14 protein-coding genes are annotated in these 15,736 nt (G+C 57.6%); 7 read left to right on the top strand and 7 right to left on the bottom strand.

Features of this window, described 5'->3' with window-relative positions:
* Positions 1-27 precede the first annotated feature (27 nt).
* Positions 28-1,281, bottom strand: a complete 1,254-nt coding sequence (locus L1069_RS01700; protein WP_237454631.1) for a fused response regulator/phosphatase — start codon at positions 1,279-1,281, stop codon at positions 28-30.
* 187 nt (positions 1,282-1,468) lie between these two features.
* On the opposite strand from L1069_RS01700, the gene L1069_RS01695 reads away from it, so the two are divergent.
* Entirely contained in the window at positions 1,469-1,792 is a 324-nt protein-coding gene (locus tag L1069_RS01695) for an Hpt domain-containing protein (RefSeq protein ID WP_134831077.1), read from the top strand.
* 14 nt (positions 1,793-1,806) lie between these two features.
* Here the strand turns inward: L1069_RS01695 and ilvA are convergent, their stop codons facing one another.
* On the bottom strand, positions 1,807-3,033 hold the full coding sequence (gene ilvA, locus L1069_RS01690) for a threonine ammonia-lyase IlvA (protein ID WP_237454570.1): 1,227 nt from the start codon (positions 3,031-3,033) through the stop codon (positions 1,807-1,809).
* A gap of 72 nt (positions 3,034-3,105) precedes the next feature.
* The gene (locus L1069_RS01685; protein WP_129372643.1) at positions 3,106-3,879 is read right to left on the bottom strand and encodes a hypothetical protein; all 774 of its coding nucleotides are present in this window, start codon (positions 3,877-3,879) and stop codon (positions 3,106-3,108) included.
* A 137-nt stretch (positions 3,880-4,016) separates the two neighbouring features.
* Between L1069_RS01685 and L1069_RS01680 the strand changes: the two genes are divergently transcribed.
* From L1069_RS01680 to L1069_RS01670, 3 genes are all read left to right on the top strand, one after another.
* Positions 4,017-5,243 (top strand): argininosuccinate synthase, encoded by a 1,227-nt coding sequence (locus L1069_RS01680; protein WP_237454569.1) that lies wholly within the window; start codon positions 4,017-4,019, stop codon positions 5,241-5,243.
* Positions 5,240-5,704 carry a DUF1810 family protein gene (locus L1069_RS01675; protein ID WP_237454568.1) on the top strand — a complete coding sequence of 155 codons (465 nt, stop codon included), beginning with the start codon at positions 5,240-5,242 and terminating at the stop codon, positions 5,702-5,704. The genes L1069_RS01680 and L1069_RS01675 overlap by 4 nt, the downstream gene beginning before the upstream one ends.
* 79 nt (positions 5,705-5,783) lie before the next feature.
* Positions 5,784-6,068: an SCP2 sterol-binding domain-containing protein gene (locus L1069_RS01670; protein WP_237454567.1), complete on the top strand. Its 285-nt coding sequence runs from the start codon at positions 5,784-5,786 to the stop codon at positions 6,066-6,068.
* Between the two features lie 72 nt (positions 6,069-6,140).
* On the opposite strand, the gene L1069_RS01665 is transcribed toward L1069_RS01670, so the two are convergent.
* Together L1069_RS01665 and L1069_RS01660 are read right to left on the bottom strand one after the other, a co-directional pair.
* Positions 6,141-6,854 carry an HAD family hydrolase gene (locus L1069_RS01665; RefSeq protein WP_237454630.1) on the bottom strand — a complete coding sequence of 238 codons (714 nt, stop codon included), beginning with the start codon at positions 6,852-6,854 and terminating at the stop codon, positions 6,141-6,143.
* Positions 6,854-7,762: a D-amino acid aminotransferase gene (locus tag L1069_RS01660; RefSeq protein ID WP_237454566.1), complete on the bottom strand. Its 909-nt coding sequence runs from the start codon at positions 7,760-7,762 to the stop codon at positions 6,854-6,856. Before L1069_RS01660 ends, L1069_RS01665 begins: the two co-directional genes overlap by 1 nt.
* A 185-nt stretch (positions 7,763-7,947) precedes the next feature.
* Here L1069_RS01660 and msrA point away from each other — a divergent pair, with 185 nt between their 5' ends.
* A complete protein-coding gene (msrA, locus tag L1069_RS01655) occupies positions 7,948-8,577 on the top strand; it encodes a peptide-methionine (S)-S-oxide reductase MsrA (RefSeq protein ID WP_237454629.1) in 630 nt (209 codons plus the stop codon).
* Positions 8,578-8,656: 79 nt separating this feature from the next.
* On the opposite strand, the gene L1069_RS01650 is transcribed toward msrA, so the two are convergent.
* Positions 8,657-9,529 carry a ribokinase gene (locus tag L1069_RS01650; RefSeq protein WP_237454565.1) on the bottom strand — a complete coding sequence of 291 codons (873 nt, stop codon included), beginning with the start codon at positions 9,527-9,529 and terminating at the stop codon, positions 8,657-8,659.
* A gap of 5 nt (positions 9,530-9,534) precedes the next feature.
* A complete protein-coding gene (locus L1069_RS01645; RefSeq protein ID WP_129372650.1) occupies positions 9,535-11,790 on the bottom strand; it encodes an NADP-dependent malic enzyme in 2,256 nt (751 codons plus the stop codon).
* A 300-nt stretch (positions 11,791-12,090) separates the two neighbouring features.
* Between L1069_RS01645 and L1069_RS01640 the strand changes: the two genes are divergently transcribed.
* Both L1069_RS01640 and mutS read left to right on the top strand, forming a co-directional pair.
* Positions 12,091-12,924 (top strand): flagellin, encoded by an 834-nt coding sequence (locus tag L1069_RS01640; protein ID WP_237454564.1) that lies wholly within the window; start codon positions 12,091-12,093, stop codon positions 12,922-12,924.
* Between the two features lie 101 nt (positions 12,925-13,025).
* Entirely contained in the window at positions 13,026-15,656 is a 2,631-nt protein-coding gene (gene mutS, locus L1069_RS01635) for a DNA mismatch repair protein MutS (RefSeq protein ID WP_237454563.1), read from the top strand.
* The last annotated feature ends 80 nt before the right edge of the window (positions 15,657-15,736 follow it).

The raw sequence follows: 15,736 nt of genomic DNA, 5'->3' as shown, positions 1-15,736 counted from the left end.
CAACATCAGACAACCAGCCTGACTGGTTTACGGACCCTGGTACTCAAACAATGTGGCCGAGACGTCATCCTCAAGCCCGTGTTCCTTGCTCATAACTTGCGTCAAATGCCAGTAAAGATCATCCAGAAATTCCTTACTGCTTTGCTCTGACCCGCATTTTCCAACCAGCTCCAGCAAACCCTCCGGCTCCAGCATGGACCCATCTTCCAGCCGCGCCTCTGTAAAGCCGTCAGAGAACAGCAGCAGGCGGTCGCCACGTTCCATGACAAATTCTTCCTGGCTGTAGCCGATATCGGGAACCAGTCCCACCGGCACACCACCCTTACCGATGAACTCCAGTTCACCGTTTTTGCGCAGCAACAGCGGATGCGGGTGGCCTGCTTGCACCATCTTAACAACACCGCTGCGCAAATCGGCGATGCAATAAGCCATGGTGAAGTACTCTTCGATCCCGGTATCAGCGATCAGCCGTGCATTCAGCAGACTGGCGACTTCCTCCGGCTGGCGCAGAGCGTAAAACCGGTTGAAGCGTTTTTCCATCCCGACATTCTGATCGAAGTAGTTCGAGGACAGATAGCCGCCGAGACGCGCTGTCATCATCGCCGACGTGATGCCGTGACCGGACACGTCAATAGAATAAAAGCCGATTCGGTTCACGCCAGGAGAGAACATTCCCACCAGATCGCCGCCAATATGGCCGCAGGGTTTCAGCAGCAGATTGACGGTGGAGGATCCGAAATCCTTGGACAGTTCCGGCACCAGTGATTCCTGAATCTTGCGGGCTTGGATCAGGTCCTTGTCGATCGCATCATAAACCCGCTGCAACTCCCCCAGAGTTTCGGACACGATACGGTTCTTCTCGGACAGTTCCCGCTGCATTCTCAGGATCCGCTCACCCGCAGAAATCCGCGCCCGCAGTTCATCCGAGCTGACCGGCTTGGTCAGGAAATCGTCGGCGCCTGCATCAAGCCCTTCTGCAACCTCGTTCTTTTCGCTCTTTGAGGTCAGCAGGATGAAATAAGCATACTCCTCGCTGGAGCGAGTACGGAACGCGCGGCAAAACTCCAGCCCGTTCATGCCCGGCATCATCCAGTCGCTGAGGATCAAGTCAGGAGTTTCTGTCTGGCAAATTTCCATCGCGGCCTCGCCGCTCTCAGCCTCGACGACCTCAAACCCCCATTTCTTGAGAGAAGCAACTAGAATGCGTCTTTGCAGGCGGCTGTCATCAACGACCAGCACACGGCGTATTGATCCGGCCACTGTGTGGTCCTCGTTGTCCATCGAACTTTCTGGCAGCACCGAAGGCACCTCACAAATGGCAAAATCAGACGATCTTGTGATACTATCGGTCCAGAAATTTAACAGGCGGTGAAACCTAAAATTTGAGCTTCCCTCTTTATTTCACTATATTTTTACTGCAATCAACTTAAGAAATTGCGCATGGCGACTGATCTTAGGGACATATGACATGATTGACTGGCCGCGAGTGACCGAGCTGCGCGAAGAAGTTGGCGCCGAGGATTTCGAGGAAGTTGTTGAAATTTTTCTCGAAGAGGTCGAGGAAGTTATCGGCAGGCTGCAAGGCGGTGATTGCAGTCAGCTGGAGCAGGACCTGCATTTCCTGAAAGGCAGCGCGCTGAACCTCGGGTTTGATGAATTTTCGGGTCTGTGCATGGACGGCGAGCGAAAGTCAGCACAAGGTGGCGCAGAAGATGTCGATGTCGCTGCCATCATCGCCAATTTCCAAGCGTCCAGATCTGCTTTCCTGACCGGGATGTCCGAAAAATTCTGACCAGGCTTCAGATGTCAGATCACAAACTGCACCAAAGTCTCGTCCTGGGTGATGTCCGTAAAGGTCATCCCGGCCGCATCAAGCCGTGCAAACAGTTGCTCGAAATTTTCCGGCCGCTTGGTTTCGATCCCGATCAGCACCGAACCGAAATTGCGGGCGGACTTCTTCATGTATTCAAAGCGGGCGATGTCGTCCTCCGGGCCTAAGATGCCAAGAAACTCCTTCAGCGCTCCAGGACGCTGCGGCAGGCGCAAGATGAAGTACTTCTTAACTCCGGAATAGCGCTGCGCCCGTTCTTTGACCTCTGGCAGACGTTCAAAATCAAAGTTGCCACCGGATGTGACGCAAACCACCGTCTTGCCGCGGATCCAGGAGCGCACATCCTGCAGCGCCTCGACCGACAGCGCGCCTGCCGGCTCCAGCACAATGCCTTCCACGTTCAGCATCTCGATAATGGTGGTGCAGATCCGGTCCTCGGAGATGGCCAGTACATCCGGCAGCGGCACCTCCTTTAGAATATCAAACGGCAGCGCGCCGATCCGCCCCACCGCAGCGCCATCGACAAAAGTGTCGACATGATCCAATGCAACCGGCTTGCCTGCGGCAAGCGCTGCCCGCAGACACGCACCGCCTTCAGGCTCAACAAACAGGCTATGCACCCCGTCACCAAACCAAGAGGAAACACCGGCCGACATGCCGCCGCCGCCAACCGGCAGCAGCACGTGATCCGGTGTTTCACCCAGCTGCGCTTCGATCTCCACGGCGATGGAGGCCTGACCTTCAATCACATCGGCATCATCAAAGGGCGACAGGAAATGCCCGCCCTCCTTGGCACACCACTCCTGCGCAGCAGCCAGGCAAATGTCGAAATAGTCGCCAACCAGATGTATTTCGACATTGTCACCGCCGAACATCCGGGTCTTCTGGATTTTCTGCTGCGGCGTTGTCACCGGCATGAAGATTACGCCGCGCTTGCCTAGATGACGGCACATGAAAGCAACGCCCTGCGCATGGTTGCCGGCCGAGGCACAAACATACAGCTCCTGATCCGGCTGCTTGCGCATCGCGTTCAGCGCCCCGCGGATCTTGTAGGAGCGGACCGGGCTCAGATCCTCGCGCTTTAGATAAATATCCGCGCCGAAACGCTCGGACAGATGCACATTGCGCTGCAACGGAGTTGCGGGAAACACATCGCGCATCGCCTGTTCTGCGGCACGGGCCTGGGACTTGAAATCGCTCATGGAACATTCAGTGGCGCATGCCCGCCCCCAAGACAAGGGGCAGGTGCAAAGCATACATAAGAATACCGGAAGTTAGATCGGGCGGCCTTCGACATAGTGTCCATAGAAAGTAGTAAGAACGCTGGCACTCACCAAAGACATGGCCAGCATGGCAAACGCAGAAAAGACGAAACCAAGAGGGGCAAAAACTGCAAAAGACAAGCCGGAAACAAACTGCATCAAAAGCTGCAGCACGCCCAACAGAACAAGCACGAGAAAGACCGTGCCAGAGGCACCGGAAGTCGCTTGCCATGACTCGCGCAGCAAAAGCGGTCGACCAATGGCTACTGCCGGTAATACAGGAAGCATACGATACATCGCGATCAAAACAAAAACAGAGTACCCAGCAATCACTAGAAGCATAGGAACCAATGCTCCCGATCCCATCGCCGCGATAAGTCCATTCACAAGGAGCATCAACGGGATAAAAAGCACAAACACAAGAAATCCTATGAGCAGCATGTGCCCAAAATAGGATAATATCCGATCTCCCTTGAAAGCAGGAAGCCAGCTTGTTGGATACTCTTCCAACAGAATGAGTCGGTGCCATGCTACAAAGACCCAAAACTGAACCGCTATAAATATCAGTGTGGCGGTGACAAATGACAGGCCGAGCTTGCCGGATTGCAATGCATCTGACAAAGCTTGCTCATCCCAAAACATTGCGATCGGCTGCCCGCCTGCACTGAGTACAACGAAAATAAGAGCAATTCCGATCAAGACGGGCACAAGGGCAATTCTGACCGCCCATTCGAAGTTCCTAAGAACCATGCTCACCGAGTGAGTGAAAATCGACCAGCCTTTCATGCGGGCATTCTCCAATAGATTGTTCTGCTTCTCCGCGCACGTTATGCGTGCCTGGCAGATTAGAAAACCCCGGTTAACCTTGCCCTTCCGGGCAAAACCCGCTACGCCGCAGGCGTTCTGACCTGAGAGGGAATTCCATGTCCGCGCCTAAGAAAGTTGTGCTCGCCTATTCCGGCGGCCTCGACACCTCGATCATCCTGAAATGGCTGCAGACCGAATACGGCTGCGAAGTTGTCACCTTCACCGCCGATCTCGGCCAGGGTGAGGAACTGGAGCCGGCCCGCAAAAAGGCAGAAATGCTGGGCATCAAGCCGGAAAACATCTTCATCGAAGATGTGCGTGAGGAATTTGTCCGCGACTTCGTCTTCCCGATGTTCCGCGCCAACGCAGTTTACGAGGGGCTCTATTTGCTGGGCACCTCGATTGCCCGCCCGCTGATCTCCAAACGTCTGGTCGAGATCGCCGAATCCACCGGCGCCGACGCGGTTGCCCATGGCGCCACCGGCAAGGGCAACGATCAGGTCCGCTTTGAGCTGGCAGCCTATGCATTGAACCCGGACATCAAGGTAATCGCGCCCTGGCGTGAATGGGATCTGACTTCGCGTACCCGTCTATTGGAATTTGCCGAAGCGAACCAGATCCCGGTGGCCAAGGACAAACGCGGCGAAGCTCCCTTCTCAGTTGACGCAAACCTGCTGCACACGTCCTCCGAGGGCAAGGTTCTGGAAGACCCGGCGGTCATGGCGCCTGATTATGTCTACCAGCGCACCGTTCACCCCGAGGACGCGCCGAATGAACCTGAGTTCATCGAGGTCGGTTTTGAAAAGGGCGATGCTGTCAGCATTAATGGTGAGACGCTGAGCCCGGCAGACCTGCTGACCAAACTGAACGAATTGGGCGGCAAGCATGGCTGCGGCCGTCTTGATCTGGTCGAAGGCCGTTTTGTCGGCATGAAATCCCGCGGCATTTATGAAACCCCGGGCGGCACCCTGCTGCTGGAAGCCCACCGCGGCATTGAATCGATCACCATGGACCGCGGCGCAATGCATCTCAAAGATGAGCTGATGCCGAAATACGCAGAGCTGATCTACAATGGCTTCTGGTATTCGCCCGAGCGCGAAATGCTGCAGGCTGCTATCGACAAGAGCCAGGAACATGTCACCGGAACCGTGCGCCTGAAGCTTTACAAAGGCTCCGCAGCCTGCGTGGGCCGCTGGTCGGATCACTCGCTCTACTCCGAAGCGCATGTGACTTTTGAGGAAGACGCCGGCGCCTATGACCAGACGGATGCTGCAGGTTTCATTCAGCTGAATGCCCTGCGCCTCAAACTGCTGGCCGCCCGCGAGCGACGGATTAAAAAGTGAGTGACTACGGCGGCATAGACGGCGATTTCGAGGACGATTTCGCGGAAGAACTGGAAATGTTCGTCGAAGCTCAGGACACCGTTTGGGCGGCTGTCCTGGCTGAACTCTCTGCAGGAAAAAAGGCGAGCCACTGGATGTGGTTCGTCTTTCCCCAATTGGCCGAACTAGGCCAATCCCACATGGCGCAGCTTTACGGGATCGAGGACCAGGCCGAGGCCATCGCCTATCTGAACCACGAAAAACTGCGCAGCCGCTTGGTGGACACCAGCCGACTGGTGCTGCAGCATCAGGGTACCGATCCCGCGCAGATCCTCGGCAATACCGACGCTAAGAAACTACGCTCTTCAATGACGTTGTTTGCAGCTGTCCCCGGTGCGCCGGCGGAATTCCGGCAGGTGCTTGATACCTTCTATGGCGGTCAGCCCTGTCCGCTTACCAAGGCAGCCCTTGCCGAAACGTAACCCGGCGCCCTCCCCCTTGGTCACTATTGCCCGGCTACCCTTGCATGCCTAACCCTCACCGCAAGCAAGGGAGGAATATATGTCACTTCAGAACATCGCCGAGGACATCCGCACAGGTCTGGCAGGAAAGAGCTTTGACGGCACGCTGAAATTCGACTGCGGGAACGATGGCGTTATCGTGCTCGCCAATGGCGCTGCCTGCACCGAAGACTGTGACACCGACTGCACGCTGCGGCTTTCCAGAGAGAACCTGAAAAAGCTGCTCACCGGCAAGCTCAACCCGATGACGGCCGTAATGATGGGCAAAATCAAGATCTCCGGCGACATGGGTGTTGCCATGAAACTGGGCAAACTGATCGGCTGAGCCTCTTCTTCCGGCTGAAAACATCCTGGGGTGAGCGCCGCAGGCGCGAGGTGGCAACGCCCCCTTCTCCCCTCAGATTTTCGCTGCCTTCATTTGCTCATATATAGGCAGCGCCGCCTGCAGCACGGGCTGCAGCTCCTCCGGCACCTCCGGCAGCGGGCCTTCCGGGCCAGCAAAGCCGGTTGAATTCCAGACCGCACCGTACCAATGCGCCGCCCACACGCCGTCGTCCTTATGCCCGCCCCTTGGCCAGGTCAGCATCTTCGGGGAAAACGGCATGCCAATCGTCTCGCACAATTGTTCCAGTTTGCCTGCCGGATCATTCCGAATGTCATAACTGTCAACAACAACCGGTGCCTGTCCCCAGCTGCGCACCAGTTCGAGCAGCTCCGCCTGCTGGCGGAATCCAATGTCTTCCAAGGTGGGATTTTCCCGCTTCACGGCATATGAGGCGATCACACGGGCAGGATGACGGATCAGAAAGACATTTGCGACCTCTTGCATCCACTGCCGCGGAACGCCGGGGATCATGTGCTGCGTCATATGTTTTTGATAGTAGTGCGGCTTGGCGCCTGGAACCTGCCCCAGCAGCGCTTCTGCCACGGCATCCGGTTCCTGCGGCTGGCTGTCCAGAATTTCTGCCCGCATCGGGTGGCTCAGGCCGGTCATCGCCAGATAGGCGGCGTAAAACGGCTCATCCACCACTGCGCAATCACCTCGGTTGCCAAAGGCGTACATCAGCGCCGTCGACAGGTTCCGCGGCCCGGACCACATGGCAATCCGCATCATGCGCACTCCTTTTCGATGAGATCCTTATAGAGGCCACGAAGATTTTCGGTCATGGGTCCCATCTGACCGCTGCCGATCTGCCGCCCGTCGATGCTGCCCACCGGTGTTTGCGCCCCGAAAGTGCCAGTCAGAAAGGCTTCGTCGGCACCGTATGCATCCACCAGAGAATAGTTCCGCTCGTGAACCGGAATATCGTTGGCGCGGCACAAGTCGATCACTTTCTGCCGGGTAATGCCATTCATGCAATAATCTCCGGTCGAAGTCCAAACCTCCCCCTTGCGCACGATAAAGAAGTTGCAAGCATTTGTGGTGTTCACAAAGCCATTCACGTCCAGCATCAGCGCCTCATCTGCGCCGGCCTTCTCGGCAGCGATACAGGCGATGATACAATTCAGCTTGGAGTGGGAATTTAGTTTGGGGTCCTGCGTCATCGGCAGCCCGCGGATATGCGGCACTGTGGCCAGTTTTATCGGACGCGGCAAATTGGGGCGGGAATGCTCCATGATAATGGTAATCGTCGGACCTTGCTGCGACAGCGAAGGGTGCTGGAAAGGGCGTGTTTTTACCCCGCGTGTGACCATCAACCGGGCATGGGCATCAGTGGTCATTCCATTGGCCTTCTGAGTCTCTAACACAGCGGTTTTCACGCCCTCCCGGTCCAACCCGATGTCCAAGTCAATCGCCTTGGCAGCCTCAAACAGCCGGTCCAGATGTTCGTCAAAGAAGGCCCAGGTTCCATTGTACAGCCGCAGCCCTTCCCACACGCCGTCGCCCAGCATGAAACCGCTGTCATAAACACTCACCTTGGCCTCAGCCTTGGGGACAGTTTTGCCGTTCAGATAGATCAGGATTTCTTCGTTGCGCTGATCTTCTTCAGCCTGGTGAGTGCTCATCTTTTCAGTCATGGGATCCTCCTTTGCCGGCACGTTAGTAATATTGGATCCAATTTCCAAGCAGTAACTTGCTGTCACCTGTCCGTGAAATCCGTCGCTGCCGGGTTGAGGGACTGCGCATCCGCCGGCAGGGTAGCAACAAAGCTAACTGGAGGCCCAAGATGCGTTTTCTGGAAAAACTGAGACCTTTGACTTTGATGGGGCTTATTGCGATCGGCACGGTAGCTCATGCCAATCCGGTGCAGGCGCAAGCAACTGAAGATCTGACCGTGGCAGGGGGATGCTTCTGGTGTGTGGAAAGCGATTTTGAAAGCGTGCCCGGCGTGATCGAGGCCGTGTCGGGCTATACCGGCGGCAAGACCAAAAGCCCGACTTACAAAGACGTCAGCCGCGGCGGCAGCGGCCATTACGAAGCGGTAAGAATTACTTTTGATCCGGCAAAAGTCTCGCGCGGGCAATTGCTGGAATTGTTCATCCGCTCGGTTGATCCAACAGACGCAGGCGGCCAGTTCTGCGACCGCGGAGAGAGCTACCGCACGGCGGTATTTGTCTCTAACAATGTGGAAAAGGCCCTGGCCAGGCGGGTTATATCCGAAGCTCAGGATGCCTTAGGAATAACAATCGTGACACCTGTACTTTCAGCAAAGACCTTCTATGAAGCCGAAGACTATCATCAGGACTACTACAAGGGGAACAACTTGGTGTTCACCCGCTTTGGCCCCAAACGGCAGGCGGAGGCCTATAAGCGATACCGTCAGGCCTGCGGGCGCGATGAGCGGGTGGCGCAGCTGTGGGGCGATGCCGCGCCTTTTGCAAACGGGCATTGAAACGGGGCGCTGCCCCCTTGGCCTGACGGCCAATTCCCCCGGAGTATTTATGAACCAGAAAGAAGCAGGCCGCCTCAGATCAAAAGCGGGCCGCCTGCACTTCTTTCAACTCAGGAATCACATCTGCCGTGCCATGCCGCGTGACCATCAGTGCCGCAGCCTGTGCGGCCTGCGACATTGCCTCTGACAACGGCAAACCCCGGTCCAGACCTGAGAGGACATATCCGGTGAAAGTGTCCCCTGCCCCCGTGGTATCCACAGGCGTTACCGGAAGAGCGGGAACATCCAGAATCGCACCGGTTTCGCCGTTGATATGCCGGGCTCCTTTAGCACCAAGAGTGATAATCACGTCTTTAATGCCAAGCTCATCCGGCAACTTGCCAGAGGCCTCTTTCAGCTGTCCGGCTTCCACCTCGTTCAGGATCAAGAAGTCGAGAAACGGAAGAACCGCTTGAACGGCGTCCGCGTCAAAAGGGGCGGCGGCGTAGCAGACCCGCATCCCGTGATCCCGGCCCGCACGGGCAGCTTCGCCCTGCATATTGGTTTCATTCTGCATCACCAGAATGTCGCCTGCATTTGCCCGCGAAAGCGCCTGTTCCAATTGGTCTTGGGTCAGCGCACGGTTGGCGCCTGGAAACAGGATAATCTGGTTTTCCCCCTCCGGCTCCACCGCAATGATGGCGTGGCCAGTTGGGATGTCCACCTGGGCAATATTGCGAATTCCGGCGCCATAAACCTTCAACCGCTCAATTGCCCAAGCCCCGTCAGGTCCAACAGCGCCAATGTGGTTAACCTCGCTGCCAGCGCGGACGGCGGCAACGGACATGTTCGCACCTTTCCCGCCTAAAAAGCGGTCAAGGCGCCTAGCGGCAAGGGTTTCCCCCGCCGCCGGCAGATGCGGCAAGGCATAGACCATGTCCGCATTGATTGATCCCAGGTTCCAGATCGCCATTCAGATCACCCGATGTTGCAGGCTGCCAGTACCGCCATGTTCAGAATGTCATTGGTGGTGGAGGTGGTCGAGCAGATCTGGATCGGCTTGTCGATGCCAGAGAGGATCGGGCCGATCACCGTGGCGCCGCCCATCTCTTGCATCAGCTTGACCGAAATCGAGGCTGAGTGGCGGGCCGGCACGATCAGGATGTTGGCCGGGCCGGTCAGACGCTGGAACGGGTAGTACCGCTGCGCCCGCTCGTTCAGTGCCACATCAACGGTCATCTCGCCTTCGTATTCGAAATCAACACCGCGCTTATCCAATACAGCGGGTGCGACATGCATCTTTTCCGCACGTTCTGACACTGGGTAACCGAAAGTGGAGAAGCTGACAAAGGCCACCCGCGGTTCAAGTCCCATATGGCGGGCAACACCCACGGCACGTTCAGCAATGTTTGCCAGGTGGTTCTCATCCGGCCATTCATGCACCAGCGTGTCTCCGATCAGCACGATCCGGCCTTTGTGCAACAGTGCGGTCACACCAGCGGCACCATGATCAGCATCGGCATCAAACACATGGTTGATCCGCTCAAGCACATGGGCCGACTTACGGGTTGCGCCGGTGACCAGACCGTCACCATGCCCATGCGCCAGCATCAGGCTGGCAAACACGTGCCGGTCACGTCCCACCAGCCGGTGAATATCCTTGTGATCAAAGCCTTTACGCTGCAAACGGCTGTACAAAAAGTCCTTGTACAAATCGAAATTCGGCGTGTTGGCAGCGTTGACAATTTCCAGCTCGCGCACGGCATCGCCAAGGCCGGCTTTTTCCAGTTTGGTGCGCACATCCTCCTGTCGGCCCACAACCAGCGATTTGCCAAAGCCCGAACGCTGGTACATCACCGCAGCGCGCAGCGCACGCGGGTCATCTCCTTCGGCAAAGATCATCCGGGACTGGGCGGACCGGGCACGGGCATTCAATCCGCGCAGGATAGAGGCGGTCGGGTCCATGCGGGATTTCAATCCCACCTCATAGGCGTCCATGTCCACGATCGGACGGCGGGCGGCACCGGTGTCCATGCCAGCCCTGGCCACCGCCAGCGGGATCCGATGGATAAGCCGGGGATCAAAGGGCGTCGGAATGATATAGTCGCGGCCAAATGACAGCGACTTGCCATAGGCCAGCGCCACTTCATCCGGCACATCCTCACGCGCGAGTGCTGCAAGCGCGTGGGCACAAGCGATCTTCATCTCGTCGTTGATGGCGCGGGCGTGGATATCCAGCGCGCCGCGGAACAGGTAGGGGAAGCCCAGCACGTTGTTGACCTGGTTCGGGTAATCGGACCGGCCAGTGGCGACGATGGCATCGACGCGCACCTCATGCGCCTCTTCCGGAGTGATTTCCGGATCCGGGTTGGCCATCGCAAAAATCACCGGATTGTCGGCCATCGCGGCGACCATTTCCTGGGTTACCGCGCCCTTGACCGATACGCCCAGGAAAACGTCGGCACCGCGCATGGCTTCTTCGAGCGTGCGCAGATCCGTGCTGATCGCATGGGCAGATTTCCACTGGTTCATGCCCTCGGTACGGCCCTGATAGATCACGCCTTTGGTGTCGCAGACGATGCAGTTCTCGTGCCGCGCGCCCATGGCTTTCAGCAGCTCGATACAGGCAATGCCGGCTGCCCCTGCGCCATTCAGGACGATCTTCACATCCTCAATCTTCTTGCCCGACAGATGCAACGCGTTGATCAGGCCGGCCGCGCAGATCACCGCAGTGCCGTGCTGATCGTCGTGGAACACGGGAATGTCCATCTCTTCCTTGAGTTTCTGCTCAATGATGAAACACTCCGGCGCCTTGATGTCTTCCAGGTTGATGCCGCCAAAGGTCGGCCCCATCAGCTTAACCGCTTCGATGAACTTGTCCGGATCCTCGGTGTCCAGTTCGATGTCGATCGAGTTCACGTCAGCGAAGCGTTTGAACAGGACAGATTTGCCCTCCATCACCGGCTTAGAGCCCAAAGCCCCCAGATTGCCCAGACCCAGCACCGCCGTGCCGTTGGAAATCACCGCAACCAAGTTGCCCTTGTTGGTGTAATCATAAGCAGTTTCAGGGTTTTCCGCGATTGCCTCGCAAGGCACCGCAACACCTGGAGAGTACGCCAAAGACAAATCCCGCTGCGTTGTCATCGGGACAGTGGCATTGATCTCCCATTTGCCTGGAGACGGCTCCAGGTGAAACGCTAGGGCTTCTTCGTCGGTGATCTTTGTCTTGGGCATTTTTTCTCGTGTCCTCTCCTCGTCGCGGTCCGTCTTAGCCCAGTCAACCGCGCCCCTCAATCCGGGCTTTCAAGAATCTGTATAGCCAGAATTAAGATAAATGCGACTAAAGGAAGATGCATAGCGCCAAGTTTTCACCTTAAAGTAGACGCCCGGCTGCTGTAATTTATTAATAGGTATTAACACGCATCTGTAAGCCAGGTGGCGCTGCGCGCTCGAACTTATGAGCCTGAGAAGCACGTGTCAGAATGACATTTGTCCGCCCGGAACACGGGCCTAGGATCAAAGGAATAATGAGGAATGATAAGTTTCCAAAACAATTCCGGCGCGATGGTTGCCTTGCAGACATTGGGCGGCGTCAATAGCCAGCTCGACACCGTGCAAGACAGCATATCCACCGGCAAAGAAGTCAACACGGCACAGGATAACGCCGCCCTTTGGGCTATTTCCGAGCTGATGGATTCTGATATTTCAGGATTGCGTTCTGTCTCAGACACGTTGTCGCTGGGTGAAGCCACCGTGGCAGTTGCTTCCGCCGGAGCGGAACAGATCACTGACACTTTAACAGAAATGCGGTCACTGGCTGTTATGGCGGCAAGCGGGATGGGGGATTTCAGCAAATTCGAAGCTGCCCTGTCGCAAAAGACCGAGCAGATCAATTCGATTATCTCATCCTCCAGTTTCAATGGCGTGAACCTGCTGAAAACCGATGTGGACGGCAATGGCGGCACAGCGCTGACTGTCCCCTCTGCACTATCCGCAACCGGAGGCGTGACCACGATCAGCGTAAATGGCGCCGACTTCGAAGGCAGCCCGCAGTTTGACATTGGCAACCGGACTGCCATCACCGACAGCGCCAGCGCGCTGACCGCCCTAGGAGAAATCGAAGGGTTCCTGGCTTACGCAATCGACAGTTCCGCTGCTCTAGGCGCCAGCGCCGGCGGCATTGCCGAACAGAACCAGTTTGTCGGCAAGCTGTCGGATTCGATCACCCAAGGGGTCAGCTCGATGATCGACACCAGCATGGAGGAAGCGGCGACAAAACTTCTGGCGCTGCAAGCGCAGCAACAGCTGAGCACTCTGTCGCTCTCCATCGTCAACACGATGCCCGACACGCTGCGCAACCTTTACTGACAGCAGACTGCCGCCGGAGTTCCTGGCGGCAGTCACATCCGGGTTTTCCTCGGACCGCCCCCAATGTACACGTTTTACAACGACGACCCGGGGGAATTTTCATGACCGTTACGCCCATGATGGCGCAGTATCTCGAGATCAAAGCAGCGCATGCGGATGCGTTGCTTTTTTACCGGATGGGCGACTTTTACGAGATGTTCTTTGAGGACGCAGTCAACGCCGCTGAAGCCCTGGACATTGCGCTGACCAAACGCGGCAAGCACAATGGCGAGGACATTCCGATGTGCGGCGTACCCGTCCATGCCGCCGAGGGCTATCTGCTGACGCTGATCCGCAAGGGCTTTCGCGTTGCCGTGGGCGAACAGCTGGAAAGCCCGGCCGAGGCTAAAAAGCGCGGTTCCAAATCGGTGGTGAAGCGGGATGTGGTGCGGCTTGTGACCCCGGGCACTCTCACCGAAGAGTCTCTGCTAGAAGCGCGCCGCCACAATTTTCTGGTTTCTTACTCTGAACTGCGGGATGAGGCGGCGCTGGCTTGGGCGGACATCTCCACCGGAGCGTTCCACGTGATGCCGGTCGCGCGGGTCCGCTTGTCACCCGAGCTCGCCCGTCTGGCGCCATCAGAGCTGATCGTTGCTGATGGTCCGGCCTATGACGCTGCCCTCCCTCTTGCTGAAGAATACAAGATCCCGCTCACTCCGCTGGGCAAGGCGAGCTTTGACAGCACCGCGGCAGACAAGCGCATCTGCTCTCTGTTCAACGTCAGCGCATTGGATGGATTCGGTACTTTCACCCGGGCCGAGGTCTCAGCCATGGGCGCGCTGATCGATTATTTGGAGATCACCCAAAAAGGAAAACTGCCGCTGCTGCAGCCGCCGCAGCAGGAAGCGCAGGATCGGGTGGTCCAGATCGACGCCGCCACCCGTCGCAACCTGGAGTTGACCCGGTCGCTGTCCGGCGGCCGCGCCGGCTCGCTGCTGGCAGTTGTTGACCGCACTGTCACACCCGGCGGCGCCCGCTTGCTGGAACAACGGCTGTCCAGCCCCTCCCGTAATCTCGATGTGATCCACCAGCGCCTTGCTGCATTGGACTTCACTGTTGACCAAGCACAGACCGCCGAAGACCTGCGCGCGGCTTTGCGCAAAACACCGGACCTGGATCGGGCGCTCTCCCGTCTGGCGCTGGAGCGCGGCGGCCCGCGTGATCTGGCTGCCATCCGCAACGGGCTGTCGCAAGCCGAAGCAATTGCCGGGTTCTGCGCCGGGCTGGAACTGCCTGCGCTGATGGCCGGGGCCATGTCGGATCTGCAAGGGTTCGACGATTTGCTGTCTCTCCTCGATGCGGCGCTGGTTGCCGAACCGCCGCTTATGGCACGGGACGGCGGTTACATCGCAACCGGTTACGATCCGGAACTGGACGAAGCCCGCATTCTGCGCGACGAAGGCCGCTCGGTGATTGCTTCGATGCAGCAGCAATACGCCCAGCACACCGGCGTCACCTCACTGAAGATCAAGCATAACAACGTGCTGGGCTATTTCATCGAAACCACCGCAACCCACGCGGATAAGATGATGTCGCCACCTCTCAATGAGACCTACATTCACCGCCAGACAACAGCAAATCAGGTCCGTTTCACCACGGTGGAGCTAAGCGAGATCGAAACCCGCATCCTGAATGCCGGAAACCTGGCACTGGAGATTGAAAAAAGGCTCTATGCGGGGCTTTCCGGGGCAATCCTGGAGTCCGCCGCCCGTCTTAACACCGCCGCCCGCGGGCTGGCCGAGCTGGATCTTCTGGCCGGGTTGGCCGATCTGGCACGCGGCGAAAACTGGACCCGTCCGAAGGTTGATGGAAGCCGTGCGTTCCACGTGGAGGGCGGTCGCCACCCTGTGGTGGAACAAGCGCTGCGCCAGCAGGGCGGCGAAACTTTTGTGGCCAATGACTGCGATCTGTCAGCCCAGGATGGTGCCGCGGTTTGGCTGCTTACCGGTCCGAACATGGCCGGTAAGTCGACCTTCCTGCGCCAGAACGCTCTGATAGCTTTGCTTGCCCAAATGGGCAGTTACGTTCCCGCAGAAAATGCCCATATCGGCGTCGTTAGCCAGCTTTTCAGCCGGGTCGGTGCTTCTGACGACCTCGCGCGCGGCCGCTCCACCTTCATGGTGGAAATGGTGGAAACTGCAGCCATTCTAAATCAGGCCGACGACCGTGCCCTGGTGATCCTGGATGAGATCGGCCGTGGCACTGCCACCTATGATGGCCTCTCCATCGCCTGGGCCACGCTGGAACACCTGCATGAGGTTAACCGCTCTCGCGCGCTTTTTGCGACCCATTACCACGAGCTGACCCAGCTTGCCGCCAAATTGGAAGGCGTCGACAACGCCACAGTAGCGGTCAAAGAGTGGGAAGGCGAAGTGATCTTTCTGCATGAAGTGCACAAAGGCGCCGCTGACCGGTCCTATGGTGTCCAGGTTGCGCAGCTGGCCGGCCTCCCCGCATCAGTAGTTGCGCGTGCGCGGGATGTACTGGGCATGCTAGAGCAAAGCAGCCGCGAAGGCGGAACGAAGGTCCAAATCGACGACCTCCCCCTCTTCGCAGCAGCCCCGCCACCGCAACCCACGGCGCCGGCGGGGCCCTCTCCGGCCGAAGAACTCCTCGCCGGTATACAGCCGGACGACCTTTCCCCGCGAGAAGCACTGGAAATGATTTACAAACTAAAAGAAGCTGCAATCTAAAAAGAAAAGGCGGACCCAAACGGACCCGCCTTTTCATCTTTCCCAAAATACTCTCGCCGAAGGCACAGGCCCGTCAGGGT

It is taken from the genome of Leisingera sp. MMG026 (assembly GCF_021654205.1).
GTDB lineage: Bacteria > Pseudomonadota > Alphaproteobacteria > Rhodobacterales > Rhodobacteraceae > Leisingera.
The sequence above is the reverse complement of the archived record's forward strand: the minus strand, read 5'-3'. Positions and strand labels throughout refer to the sequence as shown.

Excerpts from the sequence above, each read along its gene's own strand:
- L1069_RS01680 (WP_237454569.1), top strand. The coding sequence starts at position 4,017 with ATGTCCGCGCCTAAGAAAGTTGTGCTCGCCTATTCCGGCGGCCTCGAC.
- L1069_RS01670 (WP_237454567.1), top strand. The coding sequence starts at position 5,784 with ATGTCACTTCAGAACATCGCCGAGGACATCCGCACAGGTCTGGCAGGA.
- L1069_RS01640 (WP_237454564.1), top strand. The coding sequence starts at position 12,091 with ATGATAAGTTTCCAAAACAATTCCGGCGCGATGGTTGCCTTGCAGACA.
- L1069_RS01660 (WP_237454566.1), bottom strand. The coding sequence starts at position 7,762 with ATGACTGAAAAGATGAGCACTCACCAGGCTGAAGAAGATCAGCGCAAC.
- L1069_RS01665 (WP_237454630.1), bottom strand. The coding sequence starts at position 6,854 with ATGCGGATTGCCATGTGGTCCGGGCCGCGGAACCTGTCGACGGCGCTG.
- L1069_RS01645 (WP_129372650.1), bottom strand. The coding sequence starts at position 11,790 with ATGCCCAAGACAAAGATCACCGACGAAGAAGCCCTAGCGTTTCACCTG.
- ilvA (WP_237454570.1), bottom strand. The coding sequence starts at position 3,033 with ATGAGCGATTTCAAGTCCCAGGCCCGTGCCGCAGAACAGGCGATGCGC.
- L1069_RS01685 (WP_129372643.1), bottom strand. The coding sequence starts at position 3,879 with ATGAAAGGCTGGTCGATTTTCACTCACTCGGTGAGCATGGTTCTTAGG.
- mutS (WP_237454563.1), top strand. The coding sequence starts at position 13,026 with ATGACCGTTACGCCCATGATGGCGCAGTATCTCGAGATCAAAGCAGCG.
- L1069_RS01650 (WP_237454565.1), bottom strand. The coding sequence starts at position 9,529 with ATGGCGATCTGGAACCTGGGATCAATCAATGCGGACATGGTCTATGCC.
- msrA (WP_237454629.1), top strand. The coding sequence starts at position 7,948 with ATGGGGCTTATTGCGATCGGCACGGTAGCTCATGCCAATCCGGTGCAG.
- L1069_RS01695 (WP_134831077.1), top strand. The coding sequence starts at position 1,469 with ATGATTGACTGGCCGCGAGTGACCGAGCTGCGCGAAGAAGTTGGCGCC.
- L1069_RS01700 (WP_237454631.1), bottom strand. The coding sequence starts at position 1,281 with ATGGACAACGAGGACCACACAGTGGCCGGATCAATACGCCGTGTGCTG.